19 protein-coding genes and 3 pseudogenes are annotated in these 22,339 nt (G+C 57.9%); 6 read left to right on the top strand and 16 right to left on the bottom strand.

Annotated elements, in window-relative coordinates; translation table 11 throughout:
* The first annotated feature begins 72 nt into the window (after window positions 1-72).
* The 4 genes and pseudogenes from recC to recD all read left to right on the top strand — a co-directional run bounded on the left by recC (window position 73) and on the right by recD (window position 10,021).
* Window positions 73-3,620 (top strand): annotated as a pseudogene (recC, locus tag HLB35_RS06070) (exodeoxyribonuclease V subunit gamma).
* Window positions 3,621-3,708: 88 nt separating this feature from the next.
* Window positions 3,709-4,017 carry a nucleotidyltransferase domain-containing protein gene (locus tag HLB35_RS06065; RefSeq protein WP_171701890.1) on the top strand — a complete coding sequence of 103 codons (309 nt, stop codon included), beginning with the start codon at window positions 3,709-3,711 and terminating at the stop codon, window positions 4,015-4,017.
* An 11-nt stretch (window positions 4,018-4,028) separates the two neighbouring features.
* Window positions 4,029-7,754: pseudogene (recB, locus tag HLB35_RS06060) on the top strand (exodeoxyribonuclease V subunit beta).
* Window positions 7,751-10,021 (top strand): exodeoxyribonuclease V subunit alpha, encoded by a 2,271-nt coding sequence (gene recD / locus HLB35_RS06055; RefSeq protein ID WP_171701889.1) that lies wholly within the window; start codon window positions 7,751-7,753, stop codon window positions 10,019-10,021. Before recB ends, recD begins: the two are co-directional and overlap by 4 nt.
* A gap of 171 nt (window positions 10,022-10,192) precedes the next feature.
* Here recD and HLB35_RS06050 read toward each other — a convergent pair whose 3' ends face one another.
* The 15 genes and pseudogenes from HLB35_RS06050 to trpB all read right to left on the bottom strand — a co-directional run bounded on the left by HLB35_RS06050 (window position 10,193) and on the right by trpB (window position 19,564).
* Window positions 10,193-10,687, bottom strand: a complete 495-nt coding sequence (locus HLB35_RS06050) for a hypothetical protein (protein WP_171701888.1) — start codon at window positions 10,685-10,687, stop codon at window positions 10,193-10,195.
* Window positions 10,684-11,067, bottom strand: a complete 384-nt coding sequence (locus HLB35_RS06045) for a hypothetical protein (protein ID WP_171701887.1) — start codon at window positions 11,065-11,067, stop codon at window positions 10,684-10,686. Before HLB35_RS06045 ends, HLB35_RS06050 begins: the two co-directional genes overlap by 4 nt.
* Before the next feature lie 130 nt (window positions 11,068-11,197).
* Entirely contained in the window at window positions 11,198-11,497 is a 300-nt protein-coding gene (locus tag HLB35_RS06040) for a DUF427 domain-containing protein (RefSeq protein ID WP_171701886.1), read from the bottom strand.
* A 263-nt stretch (window positions 11,498-11,760) separates the two neighbouring features.
* On the bottom strand, window positions 11,761-12,000 hold the full coding sequence (locus HLB35_RS06035; protein WP_171701885.1) for a hypothetical protein: 240 nt from the start codon (window positions 11,998-12,000) through the stop codon (window positions 11,761-11,763).
* Between the two features lie 115 nt (window positions 12,001-12,115).
* A complete protein-coding gene (locus HLB35_RS16430) occupies window positions 12,116-12,361 on the bottom strand; it encodes a hypothetical protein (RefSeq protein WP_216601419.1) in 246 nt (81 codons plus the stop codon).
* A gap of 181 nt (window positions 12,362-12,542) precedes the next feature.
* The gene (locus HLB35_RS18790) at window positions 12,543-12,686 is read right to left on the bottom strand and encodes a DUF805 domain-containing protein (RefSeq protein WP_216601418.1); all 144 of its coding nucleotides are present in this window, start codon (window positions 12,684-12,686) and stop codon (window positions 12,543-12,545) included.
* A gap of 94 nt (window positions 12,687-12,780) precedes the next feature.
* Window positions 12,781-13,152, bottom strand: a complete 372-nt coding sequence (locus HLB35_RS06020; RefSeq protein WP_171702169.1) for a zinc ribbon domain-containing protein YjdM — start codon at window positions 13,150-13,152, stop codon at window positions 12,781-12,783.
* A 123-nt stretch (window positions 13,153-13,275) separates the two neighbouring features.
* Window positions 13,276-14,310 (bottom strand): Rpn family recombination-promoting nuclease/putative transposase, encoded by a 1,035-nt coding sequence (locus HLB35_RS06015; RefSeq protein WP_171701884.1) that lies wholly within the window; start codon window positions 14,308-14,310, stop codon window positions 13,276-13,278.
* Between the two features lie 201 nt (window positions 14,311-14,511).
* Entirely contained in the window at window positions 14,512-14,775 is a 264-nt protein-coding gene (locus tag HLB35_RS06010) for a hypothetical protein (RefSeq protein WP_171701883.1), read from the bottom strand.
* Between the two features lie 190 nt (window positions 14,776-14,965).
* Window positions 14,966-15,979: pseudogene (locus HLB35_RS06005) on the bottom strand (IS630 family transposase).
* 100 nt (window positions 15,980-16,079) lie between these two features.
* A complete protein-coding gene (locus HLB35_RS06000) occupies window positions 16,080-16,733 on the bottom strand; it encodes a shikimate kinase (RefSeq protein ID WP_171701882.1) in 654 nt (217 codons plus the stop codon).
* A 70-nt stretch (window positions 16,734-16,803) separates the two neighbouring features.
* A complete protein-coding gene (locus HLB35_RS05995; RefSeq protein ID WP_328731185.1) occupies window positions 16,804-17,214 on the bottom strand; it encodes a pyridoxamine 5'-phosphate oxidase family protein in 411 nt (136 codons plus the stop codon).
* Window positions 17,214-17,369 carry a hypothetical protein gene (locus HLB35_RS16990; protein WP_235937006.1) on the bottom strand — a complete coding sequence of 52 codons (156 nt, stop codon included), beginning with the start codon at window positions 17,367-17,369 and terminating at the stop codon, window positions 17,214-17,216. Before HLB35_RS16990 ends, HLB35_RS05995 begins: the two co-directional genes overlap by 1 nt.
* A gap of 87 nt (window positions 17,370-17,456) precedes the next feature.
* Entirely contained in the window at window positions 17,457-18,293 is an 837-nt protein-coding gene (gene trpA / locus HLB35_RS05990; RefSeq protein ID WP_171701881.1) for a tryptophan synthase subunit alpha, read from the bottom strand.
* 14 nt (window positions 18,294-18,307) lie between these two features.
* Window positions 18,308-19,564 carry a tryptophan synthase subunit beta gene (trpB, locus tag HLB35_RS05985; RefSeq protein ID WP_171701880.1) on the bottom strand — a complete coding sequence of 419 codons (1,257 nt, stop codon included), beginning with the start codon at window positions 19,562-19,564 and terminating at the stop codon, window positions 18,308-18,310.
* A 133-nt stretch (window positions 19,565-19,697) separates the two neighbouring features.
* Here trpB and HLB35_RS05980 point away from each other — a divergent pair, with 133 nt between their 5' ends.
* Complete coding sequence (locus HLB35_RS05980) at window positions 19,698-20,603, top strand: LysR family transcriptional regulator (protein ID WP_171701879.1); 906 nt, start codon at window positions 19,698-19,700, stop codon at window positions 20,601-20,603.
* An 18-nt stretch (window positions 20,604-20,621) separates the two neighbouring features.
* On the opposite strand, the gene HLB35_RS05975 is transcribed toward HLB35_RS05980, so the two are convergent.
* Window positions 20,622-20,942 (bottom strand): hypothetical protein, encoded by a 321-nt coding sequence (locus HLB35_RS05975; RefSeq protein WP_171701878.1) that lies wholly within the window; start codon window positions 20,940-20,942, stop codon window positions 20,622-20,624.
* Between the two features lie 253 nt (window positions 20,943-21,195).
* Here HLB35_RS05975 and HLB35_RS05970 point away from each other — a divergent pair, with 253 nt between their 5' ends.
* Window positions 21,196-22,323, top strand: coding sequence for a pyridoxal phosphate-dependent aminotransferase (locus HLB35_RS05970; protein WP_171701877.1), 1,128 nt, complete (start codon window positions 21,196-21,198; stop codon window positions 22,321-22,323).
* Window positions 22,324-22,339: the final 16 nt, after the last annotated feature.

The raw sequence follows: 22,339 nt of genomic DNA, 5'->3' as shown, positions 1-22,339 counted from the left end.
CTGTTTCCCGCAAGATGTAGAACTTATGGCACCATAGCGATATTGCCAACGTTGTAAAGGAATACTACTTTCATGTCTGACCCTTCACTGTCACTACCGCTGTCCTCTACGCCGCTCACGCCGGGCTTCATGGTGGTGCATGGCAACCGGCTGGAAGATTTGCGCAAGCTAGCGGTGGAGTGGATGCGCCTGCACCCGCTGGGGCCGCTGGAAAACGAGACTTTGCTGGTACAGAGCAACGGTATTGGCCAGTGGTTAAAGCTGGCGCTGGCGGAAGACCCGAAAAACGGTGGGGCGGGGATTGCCGCGGCCCTGGATGTGATGCTACCCGCGCGCTTCCTATGGCAGGCCTACCGCACCGTACTCACGCATATTGACCAGGACGGCGAGGCGGTACCGGAAACCTCGCCGTTTGATAAATCCCGCCTGATATGGCGGCTGTTGCGCCTCTTGCCCGACCTGGCAGAACAAGAGGCTTTTGCCCCCATCGCCCAGTTCCTGGAAACCGACCGCGATCAGCGCAAGCATTACCAGCTGGCGGAGCGGCTGGCAGATCTGTTCGATCAGTATCAGGTCTACCGCGCCGACTGGCTGGACGCCTGGGCCAAAGGTGAGGACGTGCTGATTACCGCACGCGGCGAAACGCGCCCCCTGGATGATCACCAGCGCTGGCAGCCTGAATTATGGCGCATTCTGCGTGACGACGTGGCGGCTACTCAGGGTAACGCTGGGCTGAACAGCAGCCGCGCCCAGGTGCATCAACGCTTTTTGAAGGCCGCTGAACAGCTTGAAGGCCAGGCCTGCCCACCCGGGCTGCCCCGGCGGCTGATGATTTTCGGTATTTCATCGCTGCCCAGCCAGACCCTGGAAGCACTGGCCGCGCTGTCCCGCTGCTGCCAGGTGGTGCTGTGCGTGCACAACCCCTGCCAGTTCTACTGGGCGGATATCATCGAGCACAAGGATCTACTCCGCGCCAGCCGCTACCGCCAGCAGCGTAAGCACGGCATGCCGGAAGCCCTCGATGTGCTCGGCACCGGCGACGCCGATGAGGCCCTGCACCTGCACGCCCAGCCGCTGCTGGCCGCCTGGGGCAAGCAGGGGCGCGATTACCTGCGCCTGTTGGATGAACACGATGATACCGGCGGCTATCAGACCCTGTTTGAGCAGCAGGCGCTGCGCATTGATATGTTTGAACCCTTCAGCGAAGAACATGGCTGCCTGCTGACCCAGCTGCAGGACGATATTCGCGAATTGCGTCCGGTGGTGGAAACCCAGCAACAGTGGCCAACCGTCCCGTCGGCAGACGACTCCATCGTTTTCCATATTGCCCACGGCCCCCAGCGCGAAGTCGAGATCCTGCATGACCAGCTGCTGGCCGCCTTCAGCGCCGACCCGGCGCTGCGGCCTAGAGACATTATCGTCATGGTGCCGGATATCGACCGCTACGCGCCGCACATTGATGCCGTCTTCGGCCAACTGCCAAGTGATGACCCGCGTTATATTCCCTACACCCTTTCCGACCAGGCCAGCCGCCACCGCCTGCCGTTGATGATAGCGCTGGAAAAACTCCTGCGCCTGCCAGAGCTGCGCCTCTCGGTTAGCGATGTGATGGACCTGCTTGACGTGCCCGCCCTGCGCCAGCGTTTCAGGTTAGAAGAACGCGACCTGCCGGTGCTGGAGCGCTGGATGGAAGGCGCTGGCATCCGCTGGGGGCTGAACGCCAGGCAACGCCAGACCCTGGCCTTGCCCGAAGGGCTTGAGCAGAACACCTGGGCCTTTGGCCTGCGCCGCCTGCTGCTTGGCTATAGCGTGGGCGATGGCAATGCCTGGCAGGGCATCGAGCCGTTTGATGATATCGGCGGGCTGGAAGCGAGCCTGGCCGGGCCGCTGGCCACCCTGCTGGAAAAACTCGAAGCGACCTGGGAGATTTTCTGCCAGCCCACCGATGCCGAGCATTGGGTCGCGCGGCTGCGCGAGCTGCTGGAGACCTTTTTCTCACCGAGGATGCCCAGGAAAGCCTGATGCTGGGCAAGCTGGAAACCGGCCTGCAGCAGATATTCGACAGCAGCCAGGAAGCCCGGCTCGACGACGCCCTGCCGCTTTCCATGGTGCGCGAACACTGGCTTTCGCAGATTGACGAGCACAGCCTTTCCCAGCGTTTTCTGGCCGGGGCGGTCAACTTTGCCACCCTGATGCCGATGCGCGCCATTCCGTTTCAACGGGTGTGCCTGCTGGGCATGAACGATGGCGACTACCCACGCTCCCAGCCCCCGCTGGATTTCGACCTGATGGGCAATGACTACCGCCCCGGTGACCGCTCCCGCCGGGAAGACGACCGCTACCTGTTTCTGGAAGCACTGCTCTCCGCCCGCCAGCAGCTCTACATCAGCTGGGTGGGCAAAAACCAGACCGACAACAGCGACATGCCGCCTTCGGTGCTGGTGGGCCAGCTGCGCGACCATCTCGACGCCGGTTGGCAGCCGGAAGAAGGCGCCAGCCTGGTTGATGCCCTGACCACCACTCATCCGTTACAGCCCTTCAGCCGCGCTTACTTCAATAACGCAGCCAGCCGACTGTTTACCTATGCCCATGAATGGCGAACCCTTCACCAAGCGCGCCCGCTAAAGGCCAGCCAGGGCACACTGCCAGCGCCACAACGCCTGCTCGAAAGCCTGACCCTGAGCCAGCTGGGGCGCTTTCTGCAGGAGCCGGTGCGGACGTTCTTCAACACCCGCCTGGGGGTGTATTTCGAACAGGAGGCGATTGCCGAACTGGATGCCGAGCCTTTTACCCTGGATGGCCTGCAGAACTGGCAGCTACAGGACCAGCTGATTGCCGCCCAGCGCCAGGCGGTTGATCAAGGCGAGCCGCGCATCGACGCCCTTCACGCCACCCTGGAACGCTTTCAGGGCCAGGGCGTATTGGCCATCGGCGCCTTTGGCGAACGTATGCGCGAGGCTCTGGCAGAGCCGATGGAAACCCTGTTCAACCACTATGCCCAAGCGCTGGAGGAATGGCCCATCGCCCTGGCAGAGACGCTGCCCGTCCGGCTGGAGGCCGCATGCGGCCTGACTCTTGAGGATCAATTGGGCGAGCTGCGCGAAAATACACAAGGCCAGCGTTGCCGCCTGTTGCTGCTCAGCAGCAGCCTGGTCAAGAACAAGCAATACCACTGGCATCATCTGTTGCGCCACTGGGTTGCCCATCTGGCGGGCAACCTGAAAGGCCCGATGACCACGCAACTGCTCTCCAAGGCAGGCAATGTCACCCTTGAGCCGCTGGACGCCGACACCGCCCGCGCCTACCTGGAAACCCAGCTAGCGGCCTACGCCCGCGGGCTGCAGACCCCCCTGCCACTGGCTCCGAAGGCCGCTTTTGCCTGGTTGACCACCCTGCAGAAAGCCAAGAACAACGCGCCGGATGATGCCTATTCCGCCGCCGAAAAAATCTACGAAGATGGCCGATACCACAGCGGCGAAGCCACCCAAAGCGCCTACATGAGCCACCAATGGCCACATTTCGAGACGCTCTATCAGGCCCACACCGACCAAGGCGACCACTTCCTCGGGCTGATGGAAGCTCTCTACGCCCCGCTGATTCAGGCAGTAAAAAAGGTATGAGGGCAGATAGAATCGCAAAAGTGCTAATCTTGAAACACAAGACTCAAACACCACCTTCAACACTGAACTCAGGCAAGGAGCGGCCAACATGCGCCTCACCCAAGCACAGCGCGATAGCATTATTTCAAGTGTCCGCGAATTCGCTGGTACGGAAGCAGACATTCATGTGTTTGGCTCCCGGTTGGATGATACCCGGCGCGGTGGCGATGTTGACTTACTGCTGCTTTCACCTACGGCTATCCCTCGGCTGAGCTGCGCCGAACTTAAAATGGCATTGGAAGAACGCCTACAGCTACCCGTGGATGTTCTGACCTATGTATCAGGGACAGAACCCACGCCCTTCCAGGCCATCGCCCTGGCCCAGTCACAGCCTATTAACACAGAGAAAGCCGCATGAGCCAGGCTGAAATGCCCACACCCCTCAACCCGCTCACGCTGCCACTCCACGGCAGCCGCCTGATTGAAGCCAGTGCGGGCACCGGCAAGACGTTTACTATTGCCTTGCTGTATGTGCGCCTGGTGTTGGGGGTCGACACAGCGAAGACAACACAGCCTTTATTCGCCCGCTGACGCCGCCGGAAATTCTGGTGATGACCTTCACCAACGCAGCTACTCAGGAGCTGCGCGAGCGGATTCGCAATCGGCTGGTGGAAGCTGCCGCCGTATTCAAGGCCAGCAATGAGGCCGGTGCCGATTCCCTGCTACTTGAGCTGCGCGACCAGTATGACCCGGCCGCCTGGCCTGCCTGCGCCCGACGCCTGGAGCTGGCTGCCGAATGGATGGACGAAGCTGCCGTATCGACCATTCACAGCTGGTGCTACCGCATGCTGCGTGAGCACGCCTTTGATAGTGGCAGCCTGTTCTCGCTGAATCTGGAAAACGACCAGCACGAACTCCAGCAGGAAGTGGTGCGCGATTACTGGCGCACTTTCTATTACCCGCTGGATGCCGATGCCCTGGGCAAAATCACCCGCTACTGGTCATCCCCGGATGCGCTTCACGACGAAGTACGCAAACTGCTGCATGAAAGCGACGCCCTGGGCGGCCAGCGCCCCGCGCCCACCGCTACCCTGAGCGCCGCCGAGGCCGAACGCAGTGCCACCCTGGCCACACTGAAAGCGCCATGGCCTGCCTGGCTGGATGAACTGGTGCCCGCCCTCGAAGAGGCCGCCAAGCGCAAGGCCTTCAAGGGCCAGAGCTTCAACGCCAAAAGCCGTGCCAACTGGCTAGGCGCCCTGCGGGAGTGGTGTAAAAGCGACCTTGAGCGCCCTGCTCTAACGGATGCCGCCTGGAAGCGCCTGACGCCAGACGGCATGGCCGAGATATGGAAAGACGGCACGCCACCCTGCCCCGCTATCTGGGAGGCGCTGGGCGAGCTGTCCGCTGCTTTGGACGCCCTGCCCGACCCCCACAGCGACCTGCTGATTCATGCCGTTCAGTGGTGCAAGGTCCGCCTGGAGCGGGAGCAGGAACGCCGCGCTGAAATGGGCCCCAACGATCTGCTCACCCATCTTGACCGCGCCCTGCAAGGCCCCAATAAAGAGGCCCTGGCCGCACAGATCCTGCGCCAGTTCCCGGTGGCACTGGTTGACGAGTTCCAGGATACCGATCCGATCCAGTACCGTATCTTCAACGCCGTCTATCAGGTGGCTCATCCGCGCCGAGATGCCGCCATGCTGCTGATCGGCGACCCCAAGCAGGCGATCTACGCCTTTCGCGGGGCGGATATCTTTACCTACCTGCAGGCCCGGCAAGACACCGATGGGCGCCACGTCACCCTGGGCACCAACTTCCGCTCCAGTCACGCCATGGTCGAGGCCGTCAACCACTGCTTTGACTACGCTGACCAGCACGCTTCCGGCGCCTTTCTGTTCCGCGCAGAGAGCGGTGATAACCCGCTGCCCTTTTTGCCGGTGGGCGCTAAAGGCCGCAAGGAACAGCTGATCCACAAGGGCCAGCCGCTTCCGGCCATGAGTCTATGGTGCCTGAAAGTGACGAGCCGCTTTCAAAGACCGCCTACCAGAGCGAGATGGCCGACCGCTGCGCCTCCCAGATGGTCGAGCTGCTGGCCGCCGCCCAGCAAGATCAGAGCGGCTTTCAAAAAGATGATAGCCTCACCCCGCTCAAGCCCTCGGATATGGCGGTGCTGGTCAACGGCCTGCAGGAAGCACGCGCCATTCGTCAGGCATTGGCCACCCGGGGCGTGAAAAGCGTCTATCTTTCCGACCACGACAAGGTGTTCAGCTCGCCGATTGCCTCCCAGCTGGAACGCTGGCTATTGGCCTGCGCCGAGCCGCTGGCCAGCTCCCGCCAGGCGCAGGCGCACCTGCGCGCTGCGCTTGCAAGCCCGGCCCTTGGGCTGGATTTTACCGCCCTGGACCACCTTCAGCATGACGAGCTGGCCTGGGAAGCCAGGGTCGAGCAGTTCAGCCACTACCACCGCCTATGGCAGCGCCAGGGCGTGCTGCCGCTGGTGCGCCGCATCATGGTAGATTTTGATGTTCCCGCCCGCCTGCTGGCCGAGTTTCAGGAAGGTGAGCGCTTACTGACAGACCTGCTCCACCTGGGTGAACTGCTCCAGCAGGCCAGCGCTGAAATGGATGGCGAACACGCCCTGATCCGCTTTTTGGCCGAGGCCATTGCCGACCCGGAGAGCCACGGCGACAGCCACAAGCTACGCCTGGAAAGCGACGCTGACCTGGTGCAGGTGGTCACCATCCACAAATCCAAGGGGCTGGAGTACCCGCTGGTATTCCTGCCCTTTATCGCCAACCATCGACCGGTCAAAAAGACGACCTGCCGCTGCGCTGGCACGATAGCCAGGGCCAGCTGCAGCTCAGCCTGAACGCCGATGACACCCTCGTGGACAAAGCCGATCGCGAAAGGCTGGGCGAAGATCTACGCAAGCTCTACGTGGCCCTCACCCGCGCCCGCCACGCCACCTGGCTGGGGGTCGCAGCGCTGAAAGAGCTGGAAAACAGCGCCCTGGGCTATCTACTCAACGGGGGCCAACCCATTGACCCCGCCGCGCTAAGGCAGGCATTGGAGGCGCTGGCCGAAGGCAGTGATATCCGCGTTAGCGAGCCGCCGCTGCCCAGCCTGAAGCGCCTGGACCCACCGGCACACAGCGCCTCCCTTGGGCATGCCCGCACCCCGGCACGCCCAGCCAGGGAACACTGGTGGATTGCCAGCTACTCGGCGCTGCGTCTGTCCAGCACCCTGAACGCCCCCACCGCCACCCAGCCGGAGCCGGGCACCGCCCAGGAGGCCACCGCCCTTGAAGTGCTGGACGAACCCCAGGAGCTGTCTCAAGAACTGTCTCAAGAACAATCTCAAGAACTTGCTCAAGAACAATCTCAAGCGGACACCTACCATCTGCACCGCTTTCCGCGCGGCCCCGGGCCCGGCACCTTTCTCCACGGGCTGCTGGAATGGGCAGGCAAGCAAGGCTTTGCAAGCGTTGCCAAGGACGTAGAATCCCTCAACGATATGCTCTGGCGACGGGTTCAGCTGCGCGGCTGGCAGGCATGGCAGGAACCCCTGGCTGGGTGGTTTTCGACCCTGCTGACCACGCCATTGCCGCTGGCCACCGCCGAGCGCACTCGCGTAACCCTGGCCGAACTTGCAAGCTATCAGGTTGAGCTGGAGTTCTGGCTGGCCGCCAAGGCGGTCAATACGCGAGAGCTGGATGCGCTGGTCAGCCAGCACCTGTTGCCCGGTATGGCCCGCCCGGCGCTGGATGCCGATACCCTGAATGGCATGCTCAAGGGCTTTATTGACCTGGCTTTTGAGCACCAGGGGCGCTTTTATGTGCTCGACTGGAAATCCAACTACCTGGGGCCGAATGACGCCGCCTACGCCCCGGACGCCCTATGCCACGCCCTGCTGGAAAAACGCTACGATGTGCAGTCAGCGCTGTATCTGCTGGCCATGCACCGCCTGCTCAAGTCACGCCTGCCGGATTACGATCCGCGCCAGCACCTGGGTGGTTCGATGACCGTCTTTCTGCGCGGCAGCCGCCGCCCTGAACGCGGCGTTTATGGCGAGCCTGCCCCGGTCGAGCTGATTGAAGCGCTGGACCGCCTGTTCAGCCATGAACCCAGTGCCCACACCCCCGAGGAGGCCAGCGCATGAGCCGCCAAGACGATACTCACACCCTCGACCTGTTTGGCGCTGACGCTGACAGCGGCACAGCGCCGCCTGCCGTTGTGGCTGCACCGCCGAGCTCTCACCCGGCGTTGAGTGATACCCAGGCGCTGCTTGAGCTGTGCGAGCGCTGGGTGGCCCGAGGCTGGTTGCGCGACCTGGACCGCGCTCTAGTGCGCTTTCTGGCCAGCGAAGCCGCGGATGCCTCGCCCCTGTTGCTACTAGCAGCGGCCCTGGCCAGCCATCAGCTGGGCCGCGGCCATGTGTGCCTGGACTTGAACGCTACCCTGAATGCCCCTGACTTTGCTCTCTCACTGCCGCCAGAAGGCGATGACCTGACCGACCCGCCACCGCTACCCAGCGAGGTATTGGCCAACCTGACCCTGGCCGAGTGGCAAGCCGCCCTGCACCACCCGCTGCTGGCCAGCCATGGCCCCGGCAATACACCCCTGGTGATAGTGAATACTCACTCAGGTGCAAGCGGCGATATGCCAGCTGCCAGCGCCAACACCCGCCTCTATCTGCGCCGCTACTGGCAGTATGAACAAAGCCTGCACCAGCAGATTGCTCGGCGCCTTGAAGGTGCCAGGCACCCCCAGGCCCTGAGTGACGACCAGCAAACGGAGCTGCTTCCCCAGGCACTGAACATCCTGTTTGAACCCAATGCGGCCCTGAACTGGCAGAAAACCGCCTGCGCCCTGGCCGCGCGCAGCCGTTTCGGCATTATTACCGGCGGCCCCGGCACCGGCAAAACCACTACCGTTGTGCGCCTGCTAGCCCTGCTGCAGACCCTGCAGCTGGCTCAGACGCCAGATCAGCCACTGCGCATTCGCCTCGCCGCCCCCACCGGCAAGGCCGCAGCCCGCCTGAATGAATCCATTGCCGGGCAGGTAAGCAGTTTGCCATTGGCACAGTTAGAAAAACTCTTAACGAATGGTGTTATAAGCGTAGACCAGGCAAGCAACCAATCGCCCATAGCGATTCCTACGGAAGTGACGACCCTGCACCGCCTGCTGGGCGCTCGCCCGGATACCCGCCATTTCCGCCATAGCGCCGTCAACCCGCTGGCGCTGGATGTGCTGGTGATTGACGAAGCGTCCATGGTGGATATCGAGATGATGGCCGCTGTGCTGAATGCCCTGCCCGCCAATACCCAGTGTGTGCTGCTGGGGGACAAGGATCAGCTGGCCTCGGTGGAAGCAGGTTCGGTACTCGGCGACCTGTGCCGCCGCGCCGATGCCGCCCACTACACCCCGGCAACCGCCCAATGGCTGGAAAGCGCCACCGGCCAGCCGCTGCCCGATGCCTACATCGATGCCAACGGCCAGCCGCTGGATCAGGCGATTACCATGCTGCGGGTCAGCCACCGCTTTGATCAACACAGCGGGATTGGCCAGCTGGCCCAAGCCATCAACCAGCCGCGCCGCACCCAGAGCGACCGCGACAAACAGCAAGCCGTGCAAGCGGTGTTGCGCCACGGCTACGCGGATCTACACCACCTGACGCTAACCACAGACACCGCCCTGGATAAGCTGGTCATCGACGGCAGCCCCACGGGCTTTATCAATAGCGGCAAGGGCCGAACCGACCATCAGGGCAAGCCCATCGCCCCACCCACCGGCTACCGCCATTACCTGGAGGTGCTGCAACGCCAGCGCCCGCACGGGGAATCCTTCGAGGATAGCCCAGCCACCTTCAACGCCTGGGCCACACAGGTACTCAACGCCTACAGCCATTTCCAGCTGCTCTGCGCGCTACGCAAAGGCCCCTGGGGCGTGGAAGGTTTGAACCTGCGCATCGCTAAAACCCTGCGCGGGGAAAAGCTGCTGTACGGCAGTGACTTCACCCTGGAGAAAGGCTGGTATGAAGGCCGCCCAGTACTGGTCACACAGAACGACTACGGCCTGAAGCTGATGAACGGGGATATCGGCATCACCCTGGCGGTGCCTGATCCACGCCCAAGCTCAGGCACGCCCGGCAAAACCCTATTGCGGGTAGCATTTCCCACCGGCGACCCGGACACCCCGATCCGCTGGGTACTGCCCTCCCGCCTGCACGCGGTGGAAACCGTGTTCGCGATGACAGTACACAAATCCCAAGGCTCGGAATTCCACCACACCGCCCTGCTGCTACCGCCCACCCTCAACCCGATTCTCACCCGCGAACTGGTCTACACCGGCATCACCCGCGCCCGCGACTGGCTCAGCGTGGTGGAAACCAAGCCAGGAGTGCTTAATGAAGCGGTGACGAGGTAGGTGATGAGGGTGAGTGGGGTGGAGTAGGCACATACCGCACTTTGCCGTGATTTTTAACTGCGAAACATTAGAAAAAGTTAATAAAAATCAGACCGAAATACGTTACCGGTAGCGGGATTAAAACTTTGAATAAATTAGGAATAAATTTTAAATTATAACATTAAAGCGAGCTCAATCATTAAAAAAACTCAGAATTTTTATAACACCATCTCTTACGCACCGGTTTTTAAAATTATATTTTGAAGAGAAACTCTCAAGCCTATCAACTTTATACTTTACTAACCGCTTTGAGAAAATTTTTCCTACTCTAATCTTAAATAGGTAGTTAGAGTAATCCTCAAAAGTAAATAAAACACCACCAAGGCAAATAGCTAACCACAGCAAAGACCACATAGAATTAAAGATAAATACAGGCTCATCGGGAAGAAAGAAAGTAATTCTATTTTTTTCAATATCAAAATATTTTTCTAATATACCTGAAGGAAATGGGGAATACTGACTTACAAAGCCTGTGATATTTGATACTGATAACGGGAGCTTATTTAAAATAACAACAAAAACCCTTGAAGCATCTTCGTTTTCTTTAACATCTAAAGTATAAACCTCAAGAATATAATACTTATCACTATGAGGAAAAAAATCTAGAACAAAACCACCTGGAATCAACGTTGAGTTATATATAAAAAAAACAAAAAATAAACTAAAAAAAAATAAAATAAAATACTTATAAAAAAAAGCTCTCCATCAACCTTTTTTATTTCTCGTATTATAAAATTAACGTTTTCTTGGTGATGCAAACTAAATTCCTTGTGCCTTATTTTCCTTACAATTAGACCTTTATTTAATTCACTCATCTGATAATTAACCATATAAACAGCGGATGAAAACATCAACCCGTTAACCCAACCATCATTATTCAAAATCGTACTAACAAGAGGTAAACTTTTAATCTCAGCACTAATATCCCAGAAGGAACCAACACCAGAAAAACCGATTATAGTCAAAACTACTGCAACAGATGACAATTTTTTTATTAATATATACATTACCTTAAACCTTTACAACTATAGACAGACCATAAAAACTCACTTCAACCACATCAAATTACCCACCCTGCTTAACTACACTATTATTATTTATTCACTAAGTGAACTATAATATCTTAAACTTAAAACGCTAATTAACCAGCAATCGCCCACACATCCTCAACCGTATGCTAGCACCTATCAGCAACTCTTGAGTCTCACTTAACGAAAAAAAATCATTGTGTGCCTCTTTAATGGTCAATAAGTGATGGTTCGCGACACTACTATCCAACCCCATCAACACATCTTCGCAGGGGAAATAGTGGCGTGGCGGGTAACCGAGCACGCGGAGTTCGATGGTGTTGGCGGAATCGGCCAGTAACATGCCGTTGGCATGCACCTGCAAATGTTGGCGACTGGGGTGAAGGTTTATGCGAGCATCCTGCGGCATTGTCGTCCCAGCTGTTCTTGTGTATCGAATTATTCTAGCAGTTAAAATTCGTTAATAAAGCCTGTACTTAATTAAATATGACTAATGCCGCACGCGCCGCCTCGACGCCCCCATGTTTTATCACGACACGGCTTAGGCAAGAACCGCCCGTTTTTTGCAGACAGACATCTCACTGAAGGTGATTGAGTTAAGCGAGACCGGGCGATTTAGCTCTTTACTCAGCGGAATATAAAACACGCCAACACGTCTTTTCTCAGCAGCCTTCACTTGTTGGCTGCACAACGGAAAAACGGGCCTAACGCCGCCTTTGCGCTGCCACGCCTTGCGTTCGCGTTGGTGGGCATCATCTTGTCGACTTGGTGCCAGCAGGCATCCTTGGGGTACGCCCTATCAAGCGCCTGGATGCTGCCCGTCGCGGCACGCCGCCGCACTCTGGGGATGTTTAGGCGCTTCGTCAGGTCGTTCAGCTCGGCATTGGGCCTGGTCGGCAGATTCCACTTCATTCACGGGTTCGGGCGCGTTTTTCCCAGTGTTTTGCGCGTTCGATGTCCTTTTGCACGCCTTTGCCCTCGCGGTAAGCGCTTGCCAGCTGCGTCATGGCGTAGCGGTCACCGATCTCTAGCTCACCGCCTTGCGATGATTCTGTTCGACGCCCTTGCCCTCTGAGTACATGTTGGCCACGTTTAACATGCCTTGAAGGCGTCCCTCCTCGGCAAGGCTGAGATAGCGTTCAAACGCCAGGTCGTACTGGCCCATCTTGTACACCGCGTACGCTTCTAGCGTCTTGACGATATCCCGCGCTACCCGAGTCTGGTCTTCAGCGGCCAGCACGGCGCTGTGGGGAAGCAGGGCCATCGATGCCATGAGCGTTATGATTTTTAATGCCTTCTTGTGTGATCGCATGACAGTATCCGCAGTTGATGTCGCAATCTCTCCTCAAGGCCATGCAGACGGCCTGGCGTGACGGCCGCTACGGTCGAAGAGGCCTATCGGCTGAGATCCCTTTTGGGTTCGAGCCAAAAGTATTGCCTCCGAGCGTACCGTTTTAAATGGCAAAAAGAACAGCACTGTCGGCCCAAGGATTGGAATGAATGCCAGCAGTAACTACCAACCCCAGCATAATGCCGATGATGGTATTAAAGAGTAGGAAGCGCCAATATTCTTTCCTGTGTGCTCGCCCATCAAACACCGCCTAATGTCTGAGCACTTCCACATACCAGCGCACCTTGGGGGCTTTTTGTCATGGTGAGGCGGCTTGATATGTGTATTGGCTAGACTCTGCGTCACTCAGGCCTTTTGACAAACTCGGCGGTGACCATCATGTCGCCCGCGCCATCGACCTTGCAGTCGAGCTGGTGATCCTTGGCCTCTTTCATCCGCTTGATGACCGCCTTGGTGCCGATCTTTAGCACCATAGAGGTGCCTTTGACTTTTATGTCCTTGATCAAGGTGACCTTGTCGCCCTCAGCGAGCGGGGTGCCATTGGCGTCTTTTACGTTGACGCTGTCTTCCTCTGTCACCTCAGCGGGGTTCCATTCATGGCCGCATTCCGGGCAGATCATCAGGCTTTGATCCTGGTAGACGAATTCAGACTGGCAGTTCGGGCAAGGTGCAGGACATAAATCAAGGTTTCCGTGAGTGAATAAGCCAGCTATGATACTGGGCCTTGGCGTGCATGGCGAATGGCTGTAGTGCCACTGCAGGTGAGAAAGACGGCGTATTTGCTCTGGGTGAGCAAAATCGATATCCGTCAGAATCGCTAAGTCACTGTCTATCGGCTACCGCGTGAACATGGTATCCAGACGATCAGCAAACAGCACTTCACGCATCCACTGTTGCAGTTGTTCGTGATCCGCTTGCATCAGTTGGGTTTCTACCCAGTCGGGCACCTCGCCAAACTTCAAGCCAAGCTGGGTGCGCAGCACGTCACGTGCTTCTGCCAAACGACCTTTTTGAAGTCCATAACGCTCACCTTCCTGGCGGCCTTTTTGTATACCCACCTGCTCACCTTCCTGTCGCCCTTCCAAACGCTCTTTTTTGACCAGGTTCTCTAAATTCTCTGCCAACATGTCTTTATCCTCCATCAGGCTGTCAAGCTGTGCCAGGTTCACCTCGGTGCCTAGCCAGGCCAGGTGCCGTTTAAGCCAGCGGGTGATGATCTTGTCAATGCGCTGTTTATCCGGGTCGGCCTGTAGAATCGCTACCACGCGATCCACGGCGGCTTGTAGTGTTTCCCAGCTTTCGCCGGCGTTTTCTACACCGAACACACCGCTGAGCGGTGACTGGCGCAACCCGAGTTCTTCATCAGTATAACGCCCTTCGTCGATCAGGTAATAGCGCAGATGCGGTTGGTACGCTTGCAGAAAACTGGGCGGCTCCGGCTGCACCATGGCGTAGATATCCAGTGGGGCTGTCCAGGGTTTCGAGCCGTTGTAGAGCACCACCGGAAATACCGGCGGCAGGCCTTGGCTGGGGGTGATTTTTTTCTGCTTGAGCAGTTCGCTATAGAAGCAGGCCACGTAGTGCATCAGCCGAATCGGCATGGTGCGGTCAACCGAGGATTGAAACTCCAGCAAGATATACAAAAACACCCGCTGTGTAACGCCTTGCCAGGTGACCTCCACCGACCACACCACGTCTTCGATTTTTTCCTCGAACAAGGGCGTGATGTAGTGCCCGTTTTGTTTTTCGAGGGTGGTGAAATCCATCAGCCCGGCAATCTCCGGCGGGGCGAAGCCTTCCATTAATTGCTGAACAAACTCTGGGTGGCTGAAGAGTTCCTTGTAGCCGGTATCGTGGTGGTGGCTTAGCATGGCGCTTCCCTGCTCCCTGCTGGGTAATGGGTATTAGCCTAGCATAGTGTTGAGAGGCGACCAGTACTGGGGGATTTGGTTATGCAGGGGCCATCCTTTGTTGACTGGGGAACGTCTTGGCCATTCCTCCGGGGACCGGCACCTAAAAAAGAAAAGGCGCCGTTGCAGGCGCCTTTAGTTATACATTGTCTGACAGGGCTTCTATTGGCCCAGATACTCCTTGACCTTTTCGATCAGGTCTTCCACTGATAGGCCAAAATTTTCCAGCATGGAAAGGTCGAAACCATACTCTTCAAGCAGCGAGGTTACGCTTTCTGCATCCATTTCTGTCAACGCTGAAAGATCAATGCCGCTTTCGCTGATTTTTGAAATCAGTTCGTCTGTTCCGCCAAACGACTCTGCAGCTTCTGCGGCCTTTCCACCCAAAGCCTCTTTCGCTTTGTTTACCAGATCACCAAATCCCATAACCTTCCCCTTTTCTGAATATTAAAAGCTGATTGAACCAATAGCAGTGTGCCAGTCAGGCTGACGGGGTAAAAGAAGCCTCAGACGCTTTACAGCGGGGAAGTGTAAACATCGGTTTAATCAGCTGTCCTCCTGGTACTTAAGGTCTTCTTTTCTGGGGGTTAGATGATCCTGAAGCGTTACTAAGTAGTTATGCAAAAGTTATCGTGTTATCTACGCCATAACCGTTACAGACGCCTTTCACCGCCTGACAGAGCCTATCGAAAGAGCTATAGGCCGTCAGTGGTAACCAGCGATATTTGATTTCACGCCAAAGAATTTCGATCAGATTCAACTCAGGCGAGTATGGCGACAGATAAATCAGGTGAATACGGTGGGTCATCCAATCAATGATTTTCCGTCGAAATGCCTTGGAGTGATGCATTTTGGCATTGTCTAGCACAACAACAGCGAAGGCATCAGGATCTTTCTGTGCTGCAAATTGGTCAAACGCCTCTATAACCGTTTCACTATTCACCGTGTCCATTGTCATATGATGAAAGAACATCCCTTTTCTGGATAAAAACCTAATACATTCAATCTCTTGCTATGAGAGTAAGCAGTGACTTCCCAGGGTTGCCCTATTGGGCTCCATGCATAAGGCAGTGATGAAGACTGCGAAAATCCAGTTTCATCAAAGAAGTAAAGATCACAGGTGCCGCTGTCTTCCCATTCTTTCAATGCGTTGATCAGGCCTTGCGTATTGCGGAAATCTGTCTCGTCACGCCGTGCCTTCAGCGAGTAGCGAACACGTTTACAACTGTTACCGTTTTTTTTAGAGCACGACGTAGGGTATCTCGACTGACCACTTTCCCGGTTTTTCTTGAAACTTGGCATGCAGCACCGGCAACTGATGAGGATGATCTTCAACAAGCTGCTGCAATAACGCTATCTCGCCATCATTGAGAAGGTTTGGCCGCCCGTCGCGGGGTTTGTCTTGCAGACCGTCAATACCGTCTGCTTCCCACTGGGATAGCCATGTCGATACCGTATCGCGCTTGACCCCGAGAATGTCACGAATTTGATTGATCGTGTGCCCTTTATGGCTCAATAAGATGGCATGAGCGCGACGGCGTAAGGCTCGCTTTTCACCGTACTGATAAGCGTTATTTACAATGCGCTGTTGGTCTGGTGTCAAAGAGATGAAGCGTAACGGCTTGGACATGATGTATCTCCTCGTTGAGTTACATCTTTATACCCTATAATTATTGCATAGGCACTTATGAACAATCATTTATAAAGCAAAATTACTTGCCTATTACCTATCAGGGAGACGGCACGGCACCGCTATAACTCACCAGATCATCGGCCTTTACCAACCCTAGCTCAAGGCTGATGGTATAGAAGCTGGTAACGGAAAACGGGTGAATCTCGCGGGCAGTATGCGCCACCGTAATGCCGCCGCATAGCTGATGACAGGCAGCTTTGGTTACTTCCTGCAGCAGGGCGAAATCACGAAAGTAGCTTTTAAGCGGGGCCTTGCCCATGGCGCTACGCTGGTGGTTTTTCTCGCTAATGGCGCGATCTACCCGCGCTTCAAGGCGCTGCAGGGTATCAGGCTGGTGGTGGTTCAGAACCTCGGTGAGCTGGGAATAGCGAACTTCCAGAATCACATTGTTTCTGTCGGCATTGGGCGCGTGGTAGTCCGCTATCGCTTCATCCAGGCAGACAAGCCCGCGTGACGCGCTCAGCTCTGCGGCCACCAGCGGCGTAATGGCGGAGATACCCCGCTCTTCCAGCGGGTCGCCCTGAATCACAATCAGCTTGGGCTTGTCGGTAGGCTTATTCTGCCAGTGCCTTCTCAGTCGCTGAGCAATGCTGGCGGCTACCGGTCGTGGGTCTCGGCTGTCAAAGCCGCCCATCCCTTCAATTACAACCGGGTGGTAGCGGCCGAGTGCCAAAAGGTGCTGCTGGTTCAATGCAATCAGTCCTGTCGGTTAGCAGTGATGTTGGACGACGGCGCTGCTGTGCAAACGCTACAGAAGGATTTTACGGCACCAGCCATTGCCCTGCCCAGTCATCAGCGCGGCTGAACCGGGCTCGACGGTGGTCCGGCCCCAGGTGCAGGGCGTCTATGGCCTGAATATCCAGGCGCAGCACAGCAAAGGCCGACTGATCCGTAGTTTTGCTATAGACCAGCGAATCGTCAATCGGCGTTCCCGGCGCTGGGCCGCTGCTGTAGGCAAGGCGCGAATGCTCGGGCAGGCGCTGCCATATGTCGCTGACGTCGTCGCCGGTCAACAGGGTGACGCTGGCTTCAATCCGCGTCTGAAGATGGGCCGAAGCATCCCAGACGTGCAGCGCTGCCAACGGCGAGGCGCGCAGTTCCTCCACCTTGGCGGAATGCAGATCGGTATAGAACGTCAGCGTGGCTGCCGACTTGTCAGCGCCGCGCAGCACTACGGTGCGGGCCTGTGGCCCCCTTGAGCGCTGACAGTCGCCAGCACAGGGTGGCGTGCTGGGGCGTGGCGGTCATGCACGCCCCGAATCAAACGCGCCCAGAGGTGTTCATAAAGCAGCGGTAGTGTTTCTGCCCAGGGGTGGGGGTTGTCCATGCAGCGGTTCCTCGATGAAAAATGCTCGCTTAGCGCGTCACCCTATCACTTGATCAATCACTTTGCCCTTGAACAACCACTTCGCTCTTAATCAACCACTTCACACAGGGTGCGGCAGGTGTAGAGACTGGCGGCCAGCTCGCGCACCAGGCCATGTACCCGTTCAACGGCATCGTCTGGGTTGGCGGCGTGTTCAATGCAATCTACCAGTGCCGAGCCGACCACAACGCCATCACTGTAGCGGCCAATAATGGCGGCCTGTTCGGCGGTGCGAATGCCAAAGCCAACCGCAATCGGGAGATCTGTCTTGGCGCGCAATTCACCCACCGCGTTTTCCAGCCGCTCAGGCGTGGGGGCATTACCACCGGTGACCCCCGCCACCGAGACATAGTAGATAAACCCGGAGGCATTCCCCAGCACCCTGGGCAGGCGCTTGGCATCGGTGGTGGGGGTGGCCAGGCGGATAAAGTCAATGCCGTGGCGGGCAGCGGGCTGGCAGAGCTCTTCGTCGTGTTCCGGCGGCAGATCGACCACGATCAGGCCATCAATACCCGCCTTGGCCGCATCGGCCAGGAAGCGCTCCACGCCGTAGCAGAAAATCGGGTTGTAGTAGCCCATCAGTACAATCGGCGTGGTGGTGTTGTCTTCCCGGAAGCGACGCACCATCTCCAGGGTCTTGGCTTGGGTCTGGCCGTTGTTCAGGGCTCGCAGGGCGGCTTTCTGGATGGCAGGGCCATCGGCCATGGGGTCGCTGAATGGCATACCCAGTTCGATGATATCCACCCCGGCCGCCGGCAGGCCGTGAATCAGGCGATGAGACGTCTCCGGGTCCGGGTCGCCGGCGGTCAGGTAGCTGACCAGCGCCGGGCGATCCTGCTGCTTGAGGGCGGCAAAGCATTGCTCAAGGCGTGATGTGGTTGGCATGGCAGGCTCCTGATTCATGGGGAAGTGGGTTTCACACCAAATTTTTCGCCCAGGTGCTGGGCAACGCTCATCATGTCCTTGTCGCCGCGCCCGCTGAGGTTGATGACCATCAGGTGTTCACGGGGAAGCGCGGGTGCCCGCTTGGCCACCTCGGCCAGGGCGTGGGCGGTTTCCAGAGCGGGAATAATCCCCTCCTGACGGCAGCAGAGCTGGAAGGCTTCCAGCGCTTCATCATCGGTGGCCGAGACATAGTCGACCCGCTTCTGCTCGTGCAACCAGGCGTGTTCCGGGCCGATGCCGGGGTAATCCAACCCGGCAGAAATCGAGTGGGCGTCGGTAATCTGGCCGTCCTCATTCTGCAGCAGATAGGTGCGGTTGCCGTGCAGTACGCCGGGGGTGCCGCCGTTCAGACTGGCCGCATGCAGGCCGCTTTTCACCCCCTTGCCACCGGCTTCAACGCCAATCATCTGCACATCGGCATCGTCAATAAAGGGGTAGAAAAGCCCCAGGGCATTGGAGCCGCCGCCGACGCAGGCAATCAGCGAATCCGGCAGGCGGCCATGTTTTTCCAGCATCTGGGTGCGGGTTTCGTGGCCAATCACCGCCTGAAAATCACGCACCATGGCCGGGTAAGGGTGCGGGCCCGCCACAGTGCCGATAATGTAGAAGGTATCATCCACATTGGTGACCCAGTCGCGCAGGGCTTCGTTCATGGCATCCTTAAGCGTGCCGGTGCCGGAGGTGACCGGAATAATCTCAGCGCCCAGCAGCTTCATGCGGAACACATTGGTCTGCTGGCGCTCGATATCTGTTTCGCCCATATAGATCACGCAGGGCAGGCCAAAGCGCGCCGCTACCGTGGCGGTGGCCACGCCGTGCATGCCCGCGCCTGTCTCGGCGATAATGCGCTTTTTCCCCATCTGCTTGGCCAGCAGCACCTGGCCAATGCAGTTGTTGATCTTGTGGGCGCCGGTATGGTTAAGCTCTTCACGCTTGAAATACACGCTGGCGCCGCCCAGGTGCTCGGTCAGCCGTTCGGCAAAATACAGCGGGCTGGGTCGGCCGATGTAGTCTCCCTGGAAGTAGGCCAGCTGACGCTGGAATTCAGGGTCGCTCTTGGCGGCGGTGTATTCCTCCTGCAGCTCCAGAATCAGCGGCATCAGGGTTTCAGCCACAAAGCGGCCACCAAAGCTGCCAAACATACCGTTGATATCGGGCAGGCTGGTCGCCTTGGGAGCGGCTAAATGGGATAGATCGATAGGCTTATTCATCACAACCTCTGGGTCAGACATCAGCCTGCTGGGTCAGCGGGCCGTGCGTTGAGTATGTGATGACATTAGCCCAGGCAGGCGTTGATAAAAATCGATAAGATATCACCAACCTGTGAGCTGGAGTCACACATTGATGAACCATACCCTTCCCCCGCTCGGCGCCCTGCGCGCTTTTGAAGCCACCGCCCGGCTGGGCAGCGTGACCGCCGCTGCCAACGAGCTGAGCGTGACCCATGGCGCCGTTAGCCGCCAGCTGAAAAGCCTCGATGAACATTTTGGTGTGGCGCTGTTGACCAAGGAAGGCCGTGGCCTGGCCTTGACGCCCCATGGGCAACGCTTGCAAAGCGGCGTGGGCGAGGCGTTTGCGCGACTGCGGGATAGTTGTGCCGCGCTCAAGGATGAGCTGCGTCAAGCGCCCTTCACCCTCGCCTGCCCCGGCAGCCTGCTGGCGCGCTGGCTGATCCCCCGGCTGGACCGCTTGCATGCGGCGTTGCCGACGCTCAATTTACAGGTGGTGGTGAGTGACACGGAACAGCCTGACACCCACAGCGCCACCAGCGCCCACCTGGCCTTTTCCGAGCCGCCCTGGCCAGCGGAAGCAGAAGTGATTGAGCTGATGCCCGAGCAGATCTGCGCGGTGATAAGCCCGGCGCTGGCCAGGCACTGCGACACGTATCACCCAGCTACCCTGCTGGCCAATACCTTGCTGTATACCGCCTCCCGCCCCCAGGCATGGCCGCAATGGGCCAGTGCCCAGGGGCTTGAACAGCCAGCGCTGGAAGAAGCCCTGCAAAAAGGCCAGGGCTTTGACCATCTGTTTTATCTGATTGAAGCGGCAGCGGCGGGCATGGGAGTGGCGATTGCGCCTACCCTGCTGGTTGAGGATGACTTGCGCAGTGGCCGCCTGATTGCTCCCTGGGGAAGCATCGAGACAAGCGCCCGACTATGCCTGTGGTTGCCCCCAGCATGGCAAAGTGGTCATCAGTCGCACGGCACCCGGCTGGCCAACTGGCTAAAGCAGGAGCTCGGCAGGCACTAGCAGAACATTTATTATGCGTTATTCGCCGAAGCTGATGCCCAGGCTCAAGCCTTTCAGGCTACCGAACGAGACCTTGAGTTCATCGCCAAACAGGGGATGACCTTCCACGGCCAGTTCAAGGCTAGCAGAGGCGCCCCGATAGCGAACATTGGCGGATACTTCGGCAGACTGGCTGATCGGCGCCAGCCAGTCGTAGTCAAGATTCTCCACCTCAACCGCCGTCATGCCGCGTGCATCCAACTGCTCATCAAGCACTTTTTCAACCGCCATTCCGTAATAGGTAGTTAGGCCGAAATACCCCAGCCCCAGCAATACCAGCAGTGAAAACAACTTACCCATAACATTCCTCTGTTTTTAAAAGACCGTTTTGAAAAGACCGTTTTGAAAAGACCGTTCAGCTTATGGTGAAACAGCGAGTGGCGATAATGCCTGCCCTCCTCAAGGTGAGCAAGCAGGCAAAGATGAACCTCGTTTAACCCGAGCAACGGGTAGATGGCTTGGCATCAACGGCGTATGGCAAGCCCTTTTACTCATTTACCTCAACTAGGGTATTGTGCAGATTAAATATCGCTCAAGGTAAGAGATCGTCGCAATGACAACACCCGGCTACCCCAACCACCTTGATACCAATGGCCCCCATGGTGATGGCCCGACCAACCCCTTCCCCGGTGTGCGCGTACTGGAACGTCGCCTGAACCGCGAGATACCCCATCAGCTGGGTTCCAACGAAGGGCTGGATATGCCCCATCGCGCCCTGCGCGAGCACTTTGGCGATGCCATGGCGGCGCATGTTTACAGCTATGGCGACAGCGAGGCACTGGGCATTCGCTCGCGGCTTGCTGAGCAAAAGCAGATCCCCCTTGAGGCCATGCTGGTGGATGCCGGGGCCGATAGCCTGCTGGCGCTCTCTCTGCGCGCCTTAACCCAAATCGGCGATAGCGTGATCAGCACCTCAGGCACCTACCCTACCTTTGCCTATTTTGCCCGTGGCCAGGGTTGCCGCCTGGTGGAAGTTTCCTATCAGCAAGGGCCGGGGCTTTTGGCGCCCGACCTTGAAGCCTTGGCTCAGGCCGCTCAACGCGAAAACGCGCGGCTGGTGTATCTCGCCAACCCGGATAATCCCAGCGGCCATGTTCACAGTGATGAAGACGTCCTGGCCCTGCGCCAGGCCTTGCCGGACAACTGCTGGCTGTTGCTGGATGAGGCCTACCATGATTTCCGTAAAGATGCGGGTGGAGACTTTGGCCGCCGCGTGCTGTCCGGTGTGGTGCGGGTACGCACCCTTTCCAAGGCCCATGGCCTGGCGGGATTGCGGGTGGGCTACGCGATTGCCGAGCCGGACACCTTAGCGGTGATGATGAAAGTGCGCATTCATTATGCCGTATCGACCCTGACTCAAGCCGCCGCCGAGGTGGTACTGGATCACCCGGACGAGGTGCTGGACCACGTCAACGCTGTGCGCCAGCGCCGCGACCAGCTGGCCGCACATCTGGCAGAGCTGGGTGCGGACGTGCTGCCAAGCGCCACCAATTTTGTTGGCCTGCGCCTACCAAGTGCCGAGCTGGCAGCGCGCATACATCAACAACTGCTGGAAGAAGGCAAGCTGATTGCCCGTCCGGCCGACCCAGCCCTTGGTCACGTGCTGCGTATTACCGCCGTCGAGGATGCCCTGGTGCCCGGCAGGCTGAAAACGCTGGAGCAGGCGCTTACCGCAGGCTGAGCATTTCTTTTTCCGA

Origin of the sequence: Vreelandella azerica, from assembly GCF_013112225.1 — a bacterium.
In the GTDB taxonomy this organism is placed as follows: Bacteria; Pseudomonadota; Gammaproteobacteria; order Pseudomonadales; family Halomonadaceae; genus Vreelandella; species Vreelandella azerica.
This window is presented reverse-complemented; position numbering and strand designations above follow the sequence as displayed.

What these genes read in the sequence shown, in the direction of transcription:
- HLB35_RS06065 (WP_171701890.1), top strand. Translation starts at nt 3,709, where the DNA reads ATGCGCCTCACCCAAGCACAGCGCGATAGCATTATTTCAAGTGTCCGC.
- recD (WP_171701889.1), top strand. Translation starts at nt 7,751, where the DNA reads ATGAGCCGCCAAGACGATACTCACACCCTCGACCTGTTTGGCGCTGAC.
- HLB35_RS06045 (WP_171701887.1), bottom strand. Translation starts at nt 11,067, where the DNA reads ATGTATATATTAATAAAAAAATTGTCATCTGTTGCAGTAGTTTTGACT.
- HLB35_RS06040 (WP_171701886.1), bottom strand. Translation starts at nt 11,497, where the DNA reads ATGCCGCAGGATGCTCGCATAAACCTTCACCCCAGTCGCCAACATTTG.
- HLB35_RS06035 (WP_171701885.1), bottom strand. Translation starts at nt 12,000, where the DNA reads ATGAAGTGGAATCTGCCGACCAGGCCCAATGCCGAGCTGAACGACCTG.
- HLB35_RS16430 (WP_216601419.1), bottom strand. Translation starts at nt 12,361, where the DNA reads ATGGCATCGATGGCCCTGCTTCCCCACAGCGCCGTGCTGGCCGCTGAA.
- HLB35_RS06015 (WP_171701884.1), bottom strand. Translation starts at nt 14,310, where the DNA reads ATGCTAAGCCACCACCACGATACCGGCTACAAGGAACTCTTCAGCCAC.
- HLB35_RS06010 (WP_171701883.1), bottom strand. Translation starts at nt 14,775, where the DNA reads ATGGGATTTGGTGATCTGGTAAACAAAGCGAAAGAGGCTTTGGGTGGA.
- HLB35_RS16990 (WP_235937006.1), bottom strand. Translation starts at nt 17,369, where the DNA reads ATGGACAACCCCCACCCCTGGGCAGAAACACTACCGCTGCTTTATGAA.
- trpA (WP_171701881.1), bottom strand. Translation starts at nt 18,293, where the DNA reads ATGCCAACCACATCACGCCTTGAGCAATGCTTTGCCGCCCTCAAGCAG.
- trpB (WP_171701880.1), bottom strand. Translation starts at nt 19,564, where the DNA reads ATGAATAAGCCTATCGATCTATCCCATTTAGCCGCTCCCAAGGCGACC.
- HLB35_RS05980 (WP_171701879.1), top strand. Translation starts at nt 19,698, where the DNA reads ATGAACCATACCCTTCCCCCGCTCGGCGCCCTGCGCGCTTTTGAAGCC.
- HLB35_RS05975 (WP_171701878.1), bottom strand. Translation starts at nt 20,942, where the DNA reads ATGGGTAAGTTGTTTTCACTGCTGGTATTGCTGGGGCTGGGGTATTTC.
- HLB35_RS05970 (WP_171701877.1), top strand. Translation starts at nt 21,196, where the DNA reads ATGACAACACCCGGCTACCCCAACCACCTTGATACCAATGGCCCCCAT.